We start from the raw sequence: 17,694 nt of genomic DNA, 5'->3' as shown, positions 1-17,694 counted from the left end.
TGAACGGTGTTCTTTTCAACAGGATGGAGATGATATGAGCGGAAGTGCAACACGATTGCAGGCCATTGCGGCCGTCACCAACTACAAGCCAATCAGCAAGCCCCTGAACTTCATCGAGAATAAGCCCGGCGAACTTTTTGGCACCAACGTGTTCGGCATCTCCGAGATGCAGAAACGACTGCCTAAGCCGACCTTCAGATCGTTGAAGCGGACCATCGAGTCCGGCCAGAAGCTCGATCCTTCCTTGGCCGACGTCGTCGCCGCCGCCATGAGAGACTGGGCCATCGAAAAGGGCGCAACCCACTACGCCCACGTCTTCTTCCCCTTGACCGGCCTGACCGCCGAAAAACACGACAGCTTCCTCGTCCCCGACGGCGCCGGCGGAGCCATGGTCGAGTTCACCGGCAAACAGCTGATTCAGGGCGAGCCCGACGCCTCCAGCTTCCCTTCCGGCGGTATCCGGGCCACCTTCGAGGCTCGCGGTTACACGGCCTGGGATGTGACCAGTCCGGCCTACATCCTCGAGAATCCCAACGGCACGACATTGTGCATTCCTACGGTGTTCTTCTCCTGGACGGGTGAGGCTCTCGACAAGAAAACGCCCGTGTTGCGTTCGATGCAGGCCCTGAATACCCAGGCACAGAGGATTCTCAAGCTGTTCGGGCACACCGATGGGGCCCTCGTTTCCTCGACCGCGGGACCGGAGCAGGAGTACTTCCTGATCGACCGGAATTTCTATTTTGCCCGTCCTGATTTGCTCAATGCCGGCCGGACATTGTTCGGAACGCGGCCGCCCAAGGGGCAGGAGTTCGAAGACCAGTACTTCGGCGTGATCCCCGAACGCGTCCTGGCCTGCATGCTCGAGGTCGAACACGAACTGTTCAAACTCGGTGTCCCCGTCAAGACACGGCATAACGAGGTGGCCCCTGCTCAATACGAGATTGCCCCGATCTATGAGACCGCTAACATCGCCACCGACCATCAGCAACTCACCATGATTACGCTGAAACGCGTGGCCGAGAAGTACGGTCTGGCCTGCCTTCTCCACGAGAAGCCGTTCGCGGGCGTCAACGGCTCCGGCAAGCATCTGAACTGGTCGATGGGCAACGCAACCCAGGGCAATCTGCTGGATCCGGGCGGTACGCCGGAGGCTAATATGCAGTTCCTCGTGTTCTGTGCGGCCATCATCCGAGCGGTCCACAAGCACGCGAGCTTGCTCCGGGCGGTCGTTGCCCACGCCGCAAATGATCACAGGCTCGGGGCCAACGAGGCTCCGCCGGCGATCATCTCGGTGTTTCTCGGCGAGCAGCTCACCGAGGTCTTCGAGCAGATCAAGAACGGTGCAGCCAAGTCGTCCAAGACGACCGGGCTCCTCCATCTCGGAGTGGATGTGCTGCCGCCAATCCCCAAAGACGCCGGGGACCGCAACCGGACGAGCCCGTTCGCCTTCACCGGGAACCGGTTCGAGTTCCGGGCGGTAGGGTCCAGCCAGTCAATTGCCGGTCCGCTCGTGGCCCTCAATACCCTCGTGGCCGACTCGCTCGACTACGTGGCCACCGAGCTGGAGAAGGCCACCGGCGGCGACTCGAAGAAGCTGAACAGCGCGGTGGAGAGCGTGCTCAAGAAGATTATGACCGAACACGGTGCCATCATCTTCAACGGCGACAACTACTCGGAGGAATGGCACGAGGAAGCCGAGAGACGCGGTCTGCCCAACCTCCGCACCACGATCGATGCCCTCCCGGCAATCATTGACCAGGAGGTCGAGGCCATCTTCGAGAAACACGGCGTCCTCTCGAAGCGGGAACTTCATAGCCGCTACGAGATCTACGTCGAGCAGTACTGCAAGGTGATTCACCTGGAAGCGAATCTGACCCTGAAGCTCGGCAAAACCTACATCTTCCCGGCGGCGATTCGCTACCAGAGCGAACTGGCTACGACCTGCGCCAACCTCAAGGCGGTCGGCTACACCTTCGACACCGACACCCTGGATCTGATGACCGGCCTGGTGAAGGAACTTCAGGACAGCCTGGCATCCCTCGAACAGCTTCTGGGCCACAAGGCCAAAGACCTCAAGGCCGAATCCGAGCACGCCTGCAAAACAGTGGTGCCAACGATGATGAAGGTCCGTGCCGTCGCCGACAAGCTCGAAACCATGGTGGCCGACGACCTCTGGCCACTGCCAACCTATCAGGAAATGCTCTTCATCAAGTGACCGCCGTAACATCGGCAGGCATGAACCGACCGCGGGGCCAGCGAGGACGCCAGTTCTCCCGGCCCCGCTTCGTCGAGCACCGCCACACGGGTAGTGCCCGGCCAGACTGACCACCCCTTCCGGTGCACGCACCTCCCACACCCCAACCGGCGAGATCCGGTCCCGGCAGGCGATCGCGGGACAACCACTGCTACGCGCCATCCGGGCCCTGCCCAGCCTATACTGTTATTGGGACACCCGGGATGATCCCCCGGGCGAACAGGCCGACAGCCACCGGTCTCCGCGACACGGCCGTCCGCCACCTACCGGTGACCGGCACATTTGTCTGCCGCTTCGGTCCTGTGGTAGAATGCCTCACGCCGCGCAACATGGGCGAGAGGGCCTGACTTCGCGCAAGGAGCTCAGCATGGGTCCAACAGACGGCTTCGTGGCCTTCATCAGTATGCCGGGTGGCGGGGAAATGATCATCCTCGGCATCATCGGCTTGCTGATCTTCGGCAACCGTCTCCCAGAGGTCGCCAAATCCCTGGGCAAGAGCGTCGTCGAGTTCAAGAGGGGACTCAGCGGAGTCCAGGACGAGATCGAGCGCTCCATCAACTCCTCCCAGCAGACGGACGTCCTGCCACCCCCGTCAACACCGTCGTCATCCGCTCCAGCCACCACCGAGTCCTCCGCGGAACCCGCTGCATCCTCCGCCGAATCCCCCACAGTCACCGCGGAGTCGCCCACCTCGTCCACCGAGCCCTCCGAACCGTCCGCCGAATCCTCGACCCCCGAAACACCCCCGGAAGCCGCGCCACCGCCCGACCAGACCACCGAGCCGGCCACCGCGTCGCTGAGTCGCAGACTGGGGCCCAACGGCGAGTGGATGACCGATCCCGGCTGACCGCGCTAATCCCGTTGCCCATGAACTCGACCAGGAACACCGACATCCGACGCCCGCCCTACATCAACGACCGCACCACCAGCCAGCCCCCCGCAATGGCCAGCGTCAACACCGTCACCGGCAAGCCAATCCGGGCGTGTTCCCGCCACGAGATGTGAATGCCCAACCTGTCCGCCTGATCCACCACAATGATGTTCGCGATACTCCCCGCGATGAACAAGTTGCCGGCCAGCGTGCTCGACAGAGCCAAAACCGGACCGGCCAGAGGATGCGTGGCCGCCGGTAACAGCAGCATCACCGCCGGAACGTTCGAGACCAGATTCGACAACACCACCGTCACCGCGAACAGCCACCCCGGGTGCTGAGCGTCGACCCCCAACTGGCTCATCGCCGTCAGGGCCCGGGGCAGGGCGGAAGTGCACTGGAAGGCGTGGTTCACGACAAACAACGACAGGAACAGGATGAGCAGCTGCCAATCCACCAGCCCAAGCATGTGCCGCGAGTGCATCTGCCGGCTGGTGAGGATCAGGCCGGCAGCGCCCAACGCCAGAATCTCACGCGGGACCGGGAGAACAAGAAACGAAACCACCAGGGCCAGGAGAATGAGAACACCTTTACCCGATTGCCAGATGTTGAAAACCGGTGCATGGACGTCCGGGACCGGTCGCGGCACCATCGCCGGCTGGCAAGCCTCCTTCCGGAGAACCAGCCAGAGAACAACCATCCCCAGAACGGCCGGTACGCCTCCGTCGAGCAGATAGCCCGCAAAAGACAACTGCAACCGCTGGCCGATGAGCATGTTCTGCGGATTGCCAATCAGCGTGGCCGCCGAGCCAATGTTGGCCGCACAAGCCAACGCCAGGAGGTACGGAATCGAATGCAAACGCCGGCGAGCACAGGCCTCGACCAGCAGGGGGGCAACGGCCAGACAGACAATGTCGTTGGCCAAAAGCGCCGAGAGTAGTCCGGATACCCCGATCACCAGGGCCAGAAGAATAGCAGGCGAAATGTCCGCCGTGGCAAACCGCCTGGTGACGGCCGTGTAGAAACCGCCGAGCCGAAACTGGGCGGAGAGAACCATCAACCCGAACAGCAGACCCATCGTGGGCACGTCGACCGCCTGCCATGCGTCTTGAGGCGTAACCTGCTCCGTGGCCAGCAGAATGATGGCCCCGAGAAGGGCAATCCCCGTGCGATCCAGCGCCAGCAGCGGAACACGGCCCAGCACCATGCCCAGGTAAACGAAGCCAAAAACGAGGAGAATGGTCATGCGGCTTGTCAGCCACCCTCGCCGTCAGGCGGAGGGCGGTGTCTCAGTCAGGGAAGCCCCCGAAGTCGGTGACCCGCCCGCGCCGTCGCTCGTCGCACCGCGATCCGTGATCCACTTCATCATCAGACCCACCACCCCAAGGCCGATAACCAGCAGCACGAGAAACACCACCATCAGAGCCCACTGCGGATAGACGCTCCAGCGGCTCAGCTCGAAACCACCCGGAGAGTTGGCGGCCAGCGAGGTGAGTCGGACTTGCTCGTGGCCAAAGGCCATGCCGATGAACACCACAATCGCCAGGCCCGCCGCAGCCAGGAACCACTTGAAGTCCCTCCGCCGAAGCACGGCATACACGAGCACCACGGGAAGGCAGATGGCCGGAAGAAGAGCAATCGTCCAAACCGAACCCCACAACCCCTTGAAACCCATCAGCTGCCCGAACACGGCCTTGTCCAGGCTGAACAGGAAGAGCAGGCCGAGCACGATCTGGACCGCCGTCAACACGCCCGCCGCAGTCAGCCCGAAACGCACCAGCCCGGCATTGACGTCCGCCGGGCCGGTCTCCCGGCGCCCTCGCCACCAACCAATACCCGCGGCCCACAAGCCGCCAATCGCGGTCGCCCCCACCATGCTGTGCAAATAACGCGGAATCGTGCTCGACGCGGGGACGTACCACCGCGGACTCGCCCATTCACCATCCTGGGCCCACAGCTTGGGATTGATGGCTAGCTCGTGGTTGATCGTCAGAATCCAGGCCACCCACAGCACCGCGGCCGTAGTCAGCAAACCCACCACCAGCCGCCGGCCGGGCCGCTCGTCCCACCGCCCAAGCCGCTTCTGCAACCCGTTGCTCCCACGCAGCGAAAGCAGGTACGTGAGATAAAAACCGACCAGCAGAACCACCACCAGGGAAAACCACGCGAAACCCAGCAGCAGGTTCGCACTGTAAAAATAGGGCCCATAGAGCACCTGCAGAAACAGAAGCGGGGCAACGCCCATCGTGATGGCCATGCTCAACGCCGCCGGCGTGGTCTGGTAGAGTATGTTGGCCATGGGGTTGGCTTCACGACGGCCAGTGAGGGCCGCGACGTTGAGCACCAGGGCAAGGACCTGACCGCCGACCACCAGGTTCATGAACAGCAGGTGCAGCACCAGGGTCAGCATCTGCAACCCCACAAACAGCAGCGGCGGACCCGGAATGCCCAGCGGATCAAGGCTCGGAACGACCACGGCGGATCCAGCAAGCATCATCGCCATACCTCCCTGCGGTCCACCCGGGTCAGAGACGATGGCTGGGTCACTATCCCCCGCCAGCCCTCGCCTGGGGGAGGCTGGTACAAATCGCCTCGAGCGAGGAAAAGCTGGTACTCGACAATCGCCCGCCTCTCCAGGTCGGTCCCCATGAACGGCGGCATGAAGTGCTTCAGCTGTCCAAGCTCGCTCGTGATGCCGGTAACCAGCTCCCGCGAGGCTTCGTGAATCAGCGGAGCAATGTCGTTCGTGCCCCCGGGCTCGTGGCACGCCCGGCACTCGGCGTTGAACACGTATCGCCCGATGTCCTTGAGCGGCAACCGGTAAACCTCCTCCAGCGTCATGTCCGGCGGGTAGGCAAAACGAGCGTGCGCCAGAATCCCGTCACGGTCGATGACCTCCCGCGTCGAACGATCACACGAAATCTGATTACTGTACATGTACTCAACAATGATGTACGGCTTGCGTATGCCCTCACGTACGAACTCCATCGCACCGGTGGCGACGGCCGCGATGGCCAGGAGCAGGATCGACGTCTGGAGATGCACGCAGGGACGATTCCGGATCAAGCCCCAATAGGCGTGCCCGGCAATGTACAGACTGCTGACCACACCGAAGGCGAAGAACATCGTCATCGCAATGGAGCCGCCGAACGCGAAATCACGAGCCGCCGAGGAAACAGACGAGAAATACCATACCGCCCCAGGAACCATCAGCGCGATCGGCCCAAGCATCCATAACCCCGCACGGCCGATCCGCTCCCTCTGCTCGCCCGAGTAGCTCCCAACCCAATTCGCCACCACCGCCACGGAAATCCCCGCAATGGCCATGCACGAAAGCGTCCTCACCAGCAGCGAGGGCCAACACGTCGGATTCAGAAACGCAGTGAAAAACGCTCTCTCGGCGTCGTAACTCGAACCACTCGGAGGCTGCCACGTCCCCGGCGTCAACATGAACGTGATAATGCCGTTGATCACCACCAGGCTCATGAACGCGCCCACAAAGTAGAGCCACGCAACCGCCAGATGACGCCGCGGCGTCAACCGGTGCCAGCCGTAGTAGTACACGTATCCCGCAACGATCTCCAAAAGGAAAAACACCCACTCGATCGCCCAGCCCCAGACAAACAGATGGATCAGCGCACTCGTGCCCGCCGGACTGACCAGCGAAATGGTCACCCAGATGCCGACACCGGTGACGGCTCCACTGACGAAAGATAACAGGATCAAGAAGCGCCCGTAGCGGTAGAGGAAATCGAGCATCAATGCATCACGCCACTTGAGCGCCCAGGTGTGGGACACGGCGATGAACAGGCCGGCACCAACGGCCAGGTGCGCGATGATCACGTGGATGATCGCCACGATGCCGACAAACATGCCCCCCCCAAGCCGGGGAATCTCGAACAGCGGATACTCCACGGATCAGTCCTCCCACGGAAGTGCGGAACACCTGCAACGGCGTGAAGATCACCCATCGCGCCCAACCGGACTACCCAAGATCACCTCTAGAGGTTCCAAATTGAAGGAAAGCTCTAGAAAGTGGCACATCACTGCCCGGGCGATCGACGTGGCCTAGACTATGCGGCCCATACGGCTTTGTCAAACGCCTCCTCGGAACGCGGCTCCTCCCGCCGGGCCTCCACTTTCGACGACCCCGATCCGGCGAAAACCCGGTCCAGACCCGCCCCGCATCACCCGCTGATGCCAGCTCCTCGCCGTCCCATGCAACCTGATCTCCCAGCCACAACCCCAACCGTCTCCACGATGCCACCAGGCCTCCAACCGGCCTAGCCCACTCGCCTGAAACCACCATCGATCATTTCCCCATCCCCGTCCGCGATCGCCCCGATTTGGGGCAGCGTCCGCCCGGCCGCAATCGCCTCGAACCTCGACAAGCGGATCTCCTGCTGGCATCAAAGCTTAGGACCACCAGAGCCTCTGAGTGGCCCAACTTCGCCAGGCCACGCCCGGCCAGTCGACGCAGACAATTCTTTACAACTACTTGACAAGCGGACGCCTTTAGGTCAACATAGACGTGTAGCCCGTGCTCGTTCGTCACCTCTTTCGGGATGGCTCCCGAAGGCATGGGAACTTCACAACTGAATAGGAGGAGAAAGATGGCTAGGCGGTATAGTTGGCTCATTGCGCTGGCGGCAATCCTGGCCTTGGCCCAGGGTGCGTCAGCGGACCTCGTTCGTCTCCAATCCGAAGATTACAGGGCAGGAGGACCAGGCGTCGGGTACGTCGACTCCGATGCCGGTAACAACGGCGGGCAATACCGCGCCGACGACGTCGACATCGAGGGCGCGTCCGAGGGCGGCTACAACGTCGGCTGGACTAACGCCGGAGAGTGGCAGATCCTCACTACCGACCCCGGCACTTGGCAGACCAACCCCGTCTTCGAGGGTAGCTCCTACTACATCGTCCGGTCACGACTGGCCGGCTACGGTGGCACCTACCGCATCGACGTGGACGGTTCGCCGGTCACCAACGTCATGAGTGCCCCTAATACCGACGGCTGGCAGACCTGGACCACCCAGACCACCCTCACCACCGCCCCGATCGCTACGGGTTCACGCGAGGTGAAATTCAACGTCGATTCCAGCGGCTTCAACGTAGACTGGATCGAGTTCGAGAAGACCGATCTGGTCAACCCCGGTGCACCCATCGCCCAAAAAATGGACCCGCTCACCGGACACTACTACGAGCGCGTCGGCAACTTCACCTGGGACGAGGCCCGCGTAGACAACAAGACAAGTACGCATACCTTCCAGGGCGTCCAGGGCGTGTGGCCGAAGATCACCACCCGGGCCGAGTCCGCCGCAATGGGCAGCCTGGGCAACTCGTGGATTCCACTGACCGACAGCGACGCGACCAGCACCATCGACGGAGTCAACCTCGGGGCAACCCTCGGCACTTCCGAGGGCAACTACCGCTGGCTCGACGGAACCACCCCGTCCCCAACGTTCTGGGGCAGCGGGGAGCCCAATGATTATGACGGCGCCGAAGACGGTATCCAGCTCCGCGGCGATGCCTACTGGAACGACAATGGCGCCGGCCCTACGCTCGGCCAGAAGGCCGATAGCCCGAAGTTCCCCGTGATCGTCAAGTACGAAACTAGCCTGAACCAGCAGAAATTCGACATCGTCGAGCGGCGGGCCGACACCACCGTCTTCGGCGAGGTCGGCAATCTGGCCAAGGCCATCGAGCTGCTGAGTCTTCCCGACGGGTCCCCGGGCATCGCCGCCCAGGCTAAAGGGGAGTCCTACGCCGTCAGCTTCGCCGATCCTGAATCCGGCGGCGGCTACGGCGAGTTCGTGCGCGTCCCATTCCTCACTGACACCGAGGCCGATGACAACCACTTCGCTCTGCTGGCCAAGGCCATGCTCGACATCCCGCACGCCGGAACATGGACCTTCGCCGTCGGACACGACGACCACGTGCGGCTGACCGTCGAAGGCCAGTCCATCGAGTCGGTCAACCCCGTCGCTGTCGATCTGCTGGTCGTCAGCTTCCCGGAGGCCGGAATGTCCCCCCTGGAGCTGATCTTCCAGGAAACCGGCGGCGGGGCCTGGGTGCAGCTCTGGGCCGCCGAGGGCGATTGGCGAATCGCCGGCTTCATGCCCGACATGTTCCGCCTCATCGGCGACGAGTGGGGCGGCGGCCTGGCCCTCGTCCCCGAACCGTCCAGCCTGATCCTGCTGGCCCTGGGCGCCGTGGGCTGCTTGGTCCGCGCACGCCGACGACACGCGTCCGCCTGACGCGCTGCTCGTCCTGAGACCGCATGCCCGTCTTGAGAACCCTGCCCTGAACTCCTTCGGGGCGGGGTTCTCTTTGCGCCACGATAACCTCGCTCCGCCACCACCCGCTGAAATGAACGCACCATCCACCCCTCTGCCCACCCTCCCAAACGCCCATCCGCCCCGCTCACAATGTCGGCCACCGGCCCAGAGAGAAGCCCCGGGCCCGTATTCTTCGAAGACCTGGCCTCGAATCCCGAGCTGCACAGCCCTAACCGGAAAACGCCGACAGCAAGAACCCGGTTGAAGCCCTCCTCAGACTCGACGCGCCGACATGGCAGCGGGTACCATGCTCGAAGCCGGTCACTGCCAGTCAGTGGGCCAACTCGACGGGAGTCGTCGTACTATGGCGAAACAGCGCCCCAACAGAACCCCATGTCAGTGCGCCGGAGGCTGCAAGAGTCGACCCGCTACGCGATACGCCCTGGCCGGCGCCGTCGCGGTTACCACAGCTCTGCTCACCTTGTCGAACGCCCCCGCGTTCGGCCCTCCCGGCCACCAGGGCGTGATAGAGAATGCGTGGCGAATTCTCTACGCGAATGACCCCGCCCGATGTGCGACGAAGTGGCCGAGCGGCTGGGACGAGTGGCGGCTGCAAACCTCCGAGTATCCTGACGCAACCGTGGTGTACACGAGTATAGACGACCAGTTGGCTCCGTTGATTGCGCTCGCGGATGAACTGGCTCGCCAGGGAGCACCGCCCCAATTGCCGGCCGGGCTCCGCGCCCTCGCCGAGACACTCGCCCTGCCCGACAGCCTGAACTCCGCCGATCACTACTTCGACCCAACCAACCCCACGGCGGTCGCCGGACCTTGGACATTCAACGGCGTCGTCGACCGCCTGAAGGAGCAGAATCCCGACTGGTCGGCAGAGATTGAGCTGCTCCGAGGGTGGATCACGGCTCTCTATGACACCCTCTATAATCTCAGCCCAGGCTTGGTTCGGGATTTCGATGCCTGTTACCGGGGAGGCTCGGGTTACTGGCCGATCGCCGGTGCCGACGGCACGGGCTACAATGCGCTCACCTCCATCCTGTTCCTGTTGAACGGGCGAGGAACAAACGATCCGAGTGATCCCTGCGGCGGTGCACCCCATAAGGGTTTCATTCAGCTGGCCAGGCAGGCCCGCCCCGGCGATCCCGAGGACCGCGCCTTTCGCGATGCCCTGATCTGCCTGGGGGCCACAATCCACTACGTCGCCGATCTCTTCTCCGCCGGCCATACCGCCTGGGATTCTTGGTGGCAATTGGAGGGACTGGGCTACGCCCACACCCACGGTGATTTCGACCAACAAGGCGACTTGTATTTCATCGATCTGACCAGCATCCAAGGTATCAAGCCGCAGGTTATCCTCGAGTATCGTGGCGGCAGGGCACGCTGTACCGTGGTCAGCGGCAAGGGCCTGGGCTCGACCGACCATCCATATCCCGACGGCTTCGCGTCCATGGATCTGCCGGCCGCCCTGATCCAAGCTGCAACCACATCCCATGATCAGTGGCTTCGGCGAGATGAAGCTCCACCGCCCAGCGATGAGCACTATCTGCATATCGTCGGCGGCTCGGTCTCGGTCGCTGCCGGAGTCATTGACTGGGCCTTCTCTGCGGCGGCCACCTCCGCCGACCAGGTCTATGCCCGAGATGCGACGAATTTCTTCGGCATGGCCAACGGCCAGGCGTCTGTGAGCCAAAGCCCGGCCTCTGTGGCCCCAGCAGAGTTCAAAGACCGAACCTGTTCGCTCGGGGGCATCGATTGTGATGACTACTATCCTGTCCACGGCAATTCATATCGCTATGCGCGGATCAGTATCCTGAAAGGGCCACCCGCCTCCGCCGGCCTCCTGGTCAACGCCCAGGCTTGGCCGGTTAATCACACCAAGCCGATCCAGGGACAAGTCGTTCTCAGCGACGGCGCACCGGCGATCGAGATCCCCCTCGGCACAGAGTTATCTCCGCCGCCGGACACCCTCCTGCTGCGCGTCTACGCCTCGGAAGCAGACTCGGTCTCCTACCGTGTGCTTTTCACAAACGAATCCTTGCCGCCAACTCCCACACCAACCGGCGGCATGACCTGGCTCGTCCTGCTGGCGATCATGATGATCGGCTTCAGCTTCCTCCTGCGGCCGGTCCTGGGCCGGCTGTCCAACGGGCTCGTGCTCATCGCCCTGGGAATGGTGGGAATCGCCTGGATGTGCGACACCTGGTCCTTGAGTCGAGGAGGCCTGTGGGGACTGCTGATCGGCCTCATCATCATCGCCCTGCTGATCCGCGGTGGCCTGAGACAACTGTTCGGATCGCCCTCGCGCTGAGCCGCCTCCGACGTACTCGGTCGGCTGATCGTGGACGGTGAAAATGCCTCACTTGGCCCGGATGTTCTGAAGCCGCTGGTCAATCGCGTCGGCAGGCAATTGTTGCCAGATCTGCCGGATTCGGGCCACCAACTCCTGACCGGCCGAGTCGTCCACGCCTTCCACAAGCTGGCGTGTGGCGGCCAGCTGCTCGCGCAACTCGGCGGCACGGGCCTTGAGCTCGACCTCCCGTTTTCTCAAGGTGGCGATCTGCCCTTCGGATTCCTTTGTCTGGCTTTCCAGGGCAGTTAACTGGCTGCGAAGCTCGGCCACCGTGGCCACAATCTGCCTGGCCTCATCGAGTTCCTTCTCAAGTCGGGCCCGCTCCTCGTGAAGCTGAGCGGACCTCTGCTGTTCCGTGCGGAGCTCAGTAGCCATGCGGCCGACTTCTCCCTCGAGGTCGGCGATATCGGCGCGAAGCTCATCCAACTGGTGACCCACCTCGGATTCCTCGGATTCGAGACGCTGGAGCCGCCCACGAGCCTCGACGCAGCTACCCCGCTCGGCCTCGAGCTGCCCAATCCGGGCCTCGGTCTGTACCAGCTCGTCGCGCACCGATTGTCCTTCAGTGGATAGGCGGGCCAGCTCCCGGCGCTTCTCCTCGAGACGGGCTCGAATCTGGGCGGCCTGGCCGCCGTGCTGGCCAGTCTCAGTGGAGAACCGGGCGCTGAGTTCCGCAAGCTGAGCGGCCACCGGCCGAAGTTCCGCTGTGGCCTGCTCAAGCCGCTGGCACTGCCGCTCGGCAGCCTCCTTGCCACATCCCATGGCCATCGCCACGCGCTCGGTGAGGCGGTCGGCGGCCACCTGAAGCTGCTCGACGGACGGATCCGCTGTGCCCACGGTCAGAATCGCTTGCAGCGATTTCGACAGAAGTTGCGATGAGCGGTGAGCGAGATGCACCAGTGTCGCCGCCGCCGCTGAGCGGTCCACACCCTCCAGATTCACGCCGGGCAGGCGCGTCGCCGCCGGCGAGAGTGCCACGGAGCCACCGGCGTCACAGGCACACCGGATCGCGGCCTCGGCGAGATCCACCAACGCCGGGGCGGCCCCCTCACCGCCGGCCCGACAGCGGATTTCATCGAACGCGGCTCGGATCGACGCGGAAAAGGCTTGCTCAGAGCTCATGAATGTCCTCCAGCGTGACACACGAGTAGTCCCGCGATTGGGGGGCCGGCATGTTCAGAACCCGCTGGGCCAGATTCGTCTTGATGCGCTCGAACGCGTTCCCGACTTCGCGAGCATTACCGAAGAATGGCTGGCTCTTGGCTCGGGCAAAGAGCCGCCGTAAGGTACCCTCGAACGCCGGGTCACCTTCCGGCCAGATGAGCCCTTCCGCCCGGAACTTCTGCCACAGAATCTCCAGGCACTCATCCACGGAGTAGTCAGGAAACTCAATTTCGTAAGGGAAACGGCTCGCAAGTCCGGCGTTGGCCCTCAGAAAGGTATCCAGCCGATCCTTGTAGCCCGCCAGAACAATAACCGTGCCGGAATTCTTGGGATCGGTGATGTTCCCCACCAGGGCGTCGATCGCCTCCCGACCGTACGTGTCCGTCTGCCCCGCCTGAGGATCGTAAAGGCTGTAGACCTCGTCGATGAGGATGAGTTGACCGGCCGCCTTGGTGAACAGATCATTGACCTTGTCCTTGGTCTGGCCCAGCCAGCTTCCCTTCAGATCGACGCCGCGGCATTCGTAAATCGAAGTGCTCGCGATCATCTGAAGCGCGTTCAGAACGCGAGCCATGTACCGGGCGACAGTGGTCTTTCCTGTCCCGGGGTTCCCAACAAACCGCATGTTGTTGAGACGAAGATCACCACTCTGAGCCAGGCCCGGCAGCAACTCACGCCGGCGGCTCTCGAACTCCATCCGGCGGGCCCACTGACGGATCGTCTCCTTGAGCTGGGCCATACCCACGAACCGCCGGTCCAGCTCCGCCAGGATGGCTCCTACCGAACTCGCCCCCTGCTCCTTGCCCAACAAATCGGCCAGACGCAGTTCGTGCGGGTCAGCGCCCGGCTCTCGGTCCAGCCGGAGTTCCTGGTTGACCTTGACCACGTTCTCGTAGAACGTCTGCACCCGCCCCGCGTTTCCGAAGTTGCGCTCGTGACTCATCTGCTCCAGCATGGATCGCAGGTTGGCATCGAACGAGGCTCGTTCCGCTTCGTTGACCCGGCACCGATCCTGCGCTACGCACCGGTGAAAAATGGTGACTAGTTCGTCAGCGGTGAAGTCCTCGAAGTGAAGCGTGTGAGCGAATCTCCGCTTGAGCCCCACGTTTGACTCCAGGAGTTTCTGCATCTCATCGTGATAACCGGCCATGATCATGACGAGGTCGCGGTAGCGGTTCTCAGTGATCAGCCGCACGATCTGGTCGAGAACCTTTCGCCCCTGATCGTCACCGGCCAGGCGGTAGGCCTCGTCGAGAAACAGCACACCCCCAACCGCGCGGTCAAAACAATCACGCACCTTGGTCGCGTACTCCGCCTGGTACGCCGACATCATGTCACTGATGTCCACTTCGATGAGCTTGCCGGGCTCGCTGATCAGGCCCATGAAGTAGAACAATTCGCCCATCTTCCGCGCCACGCTGGTCTTGCCGGTACCCGGACCCCCCAGAAACAGAAAATGATTGAAGCCGGTGAGCGCCCCGCCTTTTCGCTCGATGCCCTTCTGCCGAATGAACAGCCGGCTCAGCTCCGCCTTGACCTTCTGCAAACCAATGAACTCCCCCTCGATCTGGTCAAGCACCCGCCTGGCATCCGCTTCGCGGAAACACACCGGGTCGGGAATATGCTCCGGGCGAATCTGCCCGTCATGCCGGCCTGAGCAGGCGACCGCGGTCTGCACCCGTTCGAATAGGTTGCGGGCACCTCGGCCGTTGCCCAGCCCACCCCGCCGGTCGCAAGACTCGATGTATCGCGCGAGTTTGGACTTGGCCTCCTCGCTGAGAGTGAGCCCGGCCTTGCGGCACATGCTGGCGAAGATCAACCCCAGCTCGGACGCTGAGTAGTCAGGAAAACGGAGGGTGTGGTTGACGCGGCTCCTGAAACCAGGATTAACCTTGAACAGCTCCGGGAGCTTCTCCTCATAGCCGGCCATGATCACGGTGAGATTGTCCCGATGATCCTCCATCGCCTTCATCAACGTCTCGAGGGCCTGACGGCTCCACTGATCCTCGGCCAGTAGGTACACCTCATCGACAAACAGAACCCCACCCATCGCACGGTCGACAGCCTGGGCCATCCTCTGGATCGCGTCGCCGGGGTTCCAGGGGCTGCTGACGTCCTGGGCGGAAATCTCGACGAACGCCTGGCCGGACCGGATGCCCAGGGCCCAGAAAATCCGACCCAGGAGGCGGGCGACGACGGTCTTGCCCGTGCCGGGGTTGCCCAGGAAAAACATGTGATAGCTGGGCAGGGACCCCTCCTCCCCGGTACGCCGCCGAATGGAGTCCTCCTCCGCCATCTTCAGGAGCTCGCGTACTTTCTGTTTGACCTCGCTCAGCCCCACCAGGGCGTCAAGGTCCGCCAACAGCTCGTCGAGCGTCTGGGTCTGCTCCTGGGCCGAGAAGAGACCTTCCAGGAAGTCGATGCCGGGCGACTTGGCCAGGTGGTCGAGAACCAGCTGGCTGAAATCGTATAAGCTGAGCTGCTTGCCGTGAGCGGCCGCCGCAATGCGCTTTGGCGACCCGCGGAGACCATACCGACAAGTCAGCCGCTGCACAAAAAGCTCCAGCTCCTTACGCGGCGGCGGGCCAATACGGATTGTCCTGCTGAAGTTCGACCGGTCAATGCAGTGGTTCGCCACGGATTCGAATTCCGCCAGACGGTTGGGGTTGACCACGAGAATCGAGCAATTGTCGGGATGGCCGGTGTCGGCCAGTCCCCATCGAATGACCGTTTCAATGTGACGCAATTCCTGGTGGTTTGGTGAGCCAATCCAGAGCTTCTCCGGATACTCGAAAACGACCATGCTCCTGCTGCCGGATCGCAGCAGGCGGGCAATGTGGTCGTAGGTGGTCTGGATTTCACTCTGGGCCGATCCGGTAACCTGCTCCCGGATGTGATGCCCGCCGCCAGAGACAACCCCCGATCCGCTCGTGGGCGTGAAAACCTTGCCGCCCGTCCCGGCCCCGCCCACAGGAGGTGTCACCGCCCGCACATGCGATTCGTAGATGTCACGCATGCCCGGCCTGGCAAAGCTCAGCCGGCCGGCAGCGTCGACGAAGAGGATGACCTCGTAGCCGTTCCGTTCACCATGGATGCGGATTGCCTCACGCAAGGGTTGCAGGCCGTGGGCCAGATCGACAAAAAACAGATCGTGGACGTGCCCGCTCACAATCAACTGCCGCCGGCCACCACGCACCTGAAGCTGCGAGAGTAGTCGCTCGTTTTCACCGCCGGCAGACATCACATCCGCTCCTTACGCTGCTCGCGCTGCCCCTCGGCCTTCTGAAACCTGACGCCCCCATCCTCCGGTTTGCCCCCCAAGGCCACCGACGCCGCACGCCCCCAATCCGTGATCTCGAAGTCCACCTCCTTGGCCAGCCGACCCTGCAGCCCCACCAGCTGCTCGTGACACAGGGCCTCCTTGCCTTCCGGGATGTCCCTGACTTCCAGAGCGACGTGGCCGTCAAGATGAATGTGCATCGCCATGTCGCCAACATCACCCGGGTGCTTCGCAAATACGCTCAAATCCGACAGCTCGTCGTCCCGACCCTGGGCGTCCACCTCGGTATACTGATACCGAGGCGTGTCATAGCCGAGATCATACAGGGCCTGCATGATCGCGTCGGCAATGGCCTGCCGCTGCTCCTGCCGGGCTTGGTTCTCGCCGGCAACACTGTGCAGTTCACGCAGACTGGTCAACGCGGCCGAAATGGCCTGGCGGGCCTCGGAAAACTCGCCAGCTTCGATCCGCCGGCTCGCATCGCTGAGTTGGCCATAGGCGGCCGCTACCTGTTCCGGCTTGCCAGCCCAGCGTTCGAGCTGCTCACGGTCCATCTGCCCAATCTCTTCCTGGGCCGCCTTCAGATCGTTCTCCCCGGCTTGCCGGCCGGCATCCCACTCGGCCTGCTTCGCCCCGACCTGCTCGACCAGCTGCCGTAGACGGTCCATGAACAGCCCGGCATGCTCCAGAGCTCGCTGGTGCTTGCCCTTCTCCATGGCCGCCTCAAACCGGGAAATGTCCGACCGGATGCCGTCGTACACCCCCGGGGCGAAGCGGGCATGGTCCAGCCCCCGCAGCCGGGATGCCAGACTCGTCCATTCCTGCTGAATCGCACGGGCCTGCCGATGCACCGCTTCCTTGATACGCTCGGCAGCCTGTGATTCGGCGACCAGCGACTCCACCCGCCGACGGGCCGCTTGGAGCAGGGGATCCAGCCGGGCTACGGCGTCGTAGACGTTGCGGGCCTGCTTCAGCTGGTCGGCAACCTGCTGCATCTTCCGCGTCGCCTCCCCACGCCGGGCGAGGGCCTGCTCAGCGTCAGTGCGGGCCTCGGACGCCTGCTTGTCCTCCTCGTAAAGATAGTGGACCTGCTGACCGAGCGTGCGCTCGACCCGTTCACAGGTCGTGGTGGCCCGGGCCAGCAGCCCGTCCGCCTCTTGGTTCAAGGCCTCGGCTTCAGCCCGCAACACGTCGGCGCGCTGGTCACACTTCGCCCCCTCGTTCATCAGCTCGCTGATCCGCCGCCGCAGCCCGGCTAGCTCCGGAAGCTCCCACGGGCAAACCTGCTCAGCTTCGGGAGGCAACGCCCGCGTCGTCAGTTCGACAACGGCCCGGGCCGTGCAACGCGCCGCATCCCGCGGCGAGGACCCAAGTTGCTCGAGAACCGCCGAATAGGACGCAATATCGCCCATCTGCCGGCGAATGGTCTCCAACGCCCGATTCAGCTTCAATCGAACGTCTGCTGCTTTCGGTCCGCTCATG

At 63.1% G+C, this 17,694-nt stretch carries 10 protein-coding genes; 4 read left to right on the top strand and 6 right to left on the bottom strand.

From position 1 onward, the window contains the following. Window positions 1–34 precede the first annotated feature (34 nt). A complete protein-coding gene (locus KA354_17225) occupies window positions 35–2,215 on the top strand; it encodes a glutamine synthetase III (GenBank protein MBP7936384.1) in 2,181 nt (726 codons plus the stop codon). Between the two features lie 406 nt (window positions 2,216–2,621). Further along, the gene (locus tag KA354_17220) at window positions 2,622–3,101 is read left to right on the top strand and encodes a twin-arginine translocase TatA/TatE family subunit (GenBank protein ID MBP7936383.1); all 480 of its coding nucleotides are present in this window, start codon (window positions 2,622–2,624) and stop codon (window positions 3,099–3,101) included. Window positions 3,102–3,159: 58 nt separating this feature from the next. Here KA354_17220 and KA354_17215 read toward each other — a convergent pair whose 3' ends face one another. Genes KA354_17215 through KA354_17205 form a run of 3 tightly spaced genes read right to left on the bottom strand, consistent with a single transcriptional unit; the run spans window position 3,160 to window position 7,040 of the window. Further along, window positions 3,160–4,371: an anion transporter gene (locus KA354_17215; GenBank protein ID MBP7936382.1), complete on the bottom strand. Its 1,212-nt coding sequence runs from the start codon at window positions 4,369–4,371 to the stop codon at window positions 3,160–3,162. Window positions 4,372–4,395: 24 nt separating this feature from the next. After that, a complete protein-coding gene (locus tag KA354_17210) occupies window positions 4,396–5,622 on the bottom strand; it encodes a hypothetical protein (GenBank protein ID MBP7936381.1) in 1,227 nt (408 codons plus the stop codon). Then, window positions 5,619–7,040 carry a cytochrome ubiquinol oxidase subunit I gene (locus KA354_17205; protein MBP7936380.1) on the bottom strand — a complete coding sequence of 474 codons (1,422 nt, stop codon included), beginning with the start codon at window positions 7,038–7,040 and terminating at the stop codon, window positions 5,619–5,621. The genes KA354_17210 and KA354_17205 overlap by 4 nt, the downstream gene beginning before the upstream one ends. A 698-nt stretch (window positions 7,041–7,738) precedes the next feature. On the opposite strand from KA354_17205, the gene KA354_17200 reads away from it, so the two are divergent. Beyond that, a complete protein-coding gene (locus KA354_17200) occupies window positions 7,739–9,382 on the top strand; it encodes a carbohydrate-binding protein (GenBank protein MBP7936379.1) in 1,644 nt (547 codons plus the stop codon). A 385-nt stretch (window positions 9,383–9,767) separates the two neighbouring features. After that, entirely contained in the window at window positions 9,768–11,726 is a 1,959-nt protein-coding gene (locus KA354_17195; GenBank protein ID MBP7936378.1) for a hypothetical protein, read from the top strand. A 48-nt stretch (window positions 11,727–11,774) separates the two neighbouring features. Here KA354_17195 and KA354_17190 read toward each other — a convergent pair whose 3' ends face one another. The 3 genes from KA354_17190 to KA354_17180 are packed head-to-tail and all read right to left on the bottom strand — an operon-like array spanning window position 11,775 to window position 17,693. Further along, the gene (locus KA354_17190; protein ID MBP7936377.1) at window positions 11,775–12,890 is read right to left on the bottom strand and encodes a hypothetical protein; all 1,116 of its coding nucleotides are present in this window, start codon (window positions 12,888–12,890) and stop codon (window positions 11,775–11,777) included. Beyond that, window positions 12,880–16,173, bottom strand: a complete 3,294-nt coding sequence (locus KA354_17185) for an AAA family ATPase (protein ID MBP7936376.1) — start codon at window positions 16,171–16,173, stop codon at window positions 12,880–12,882. The genes KA354_17190 and KA354_17185 overlap by 11 nt, the downstream gene beginning before the upstream one ends. Beyond that, window positions 16,173–17,693 carry a hypothetical protein gene (locus KA354_17180; protein MBP7936375.1) on the bottom strand — a complete coding sequence of 507 codons (1,521 nt, stop codon included), beginning with the start codon at window positions 17,691–17,693 and terminating at the stop codon, window positions 16,173–16,175. Before KA354_17180 ends, KA354_17185 begins: the two co-directional genes overlap by 1 nt. Between the last annotated feature and the right edge of the window lies 1 nt (window position 17,694).

Source organism: Phycisphaerae bacterium (assembly GCA_018003015.1).
Lineage (GTDB): Bacteria > Planctomycetota > Phycisphaerae > UBA1845 > PWPN01 > JAGNEZ01.
This window is presented reverse-complemented; position numbering and strand designations above follow the sequence as displayed.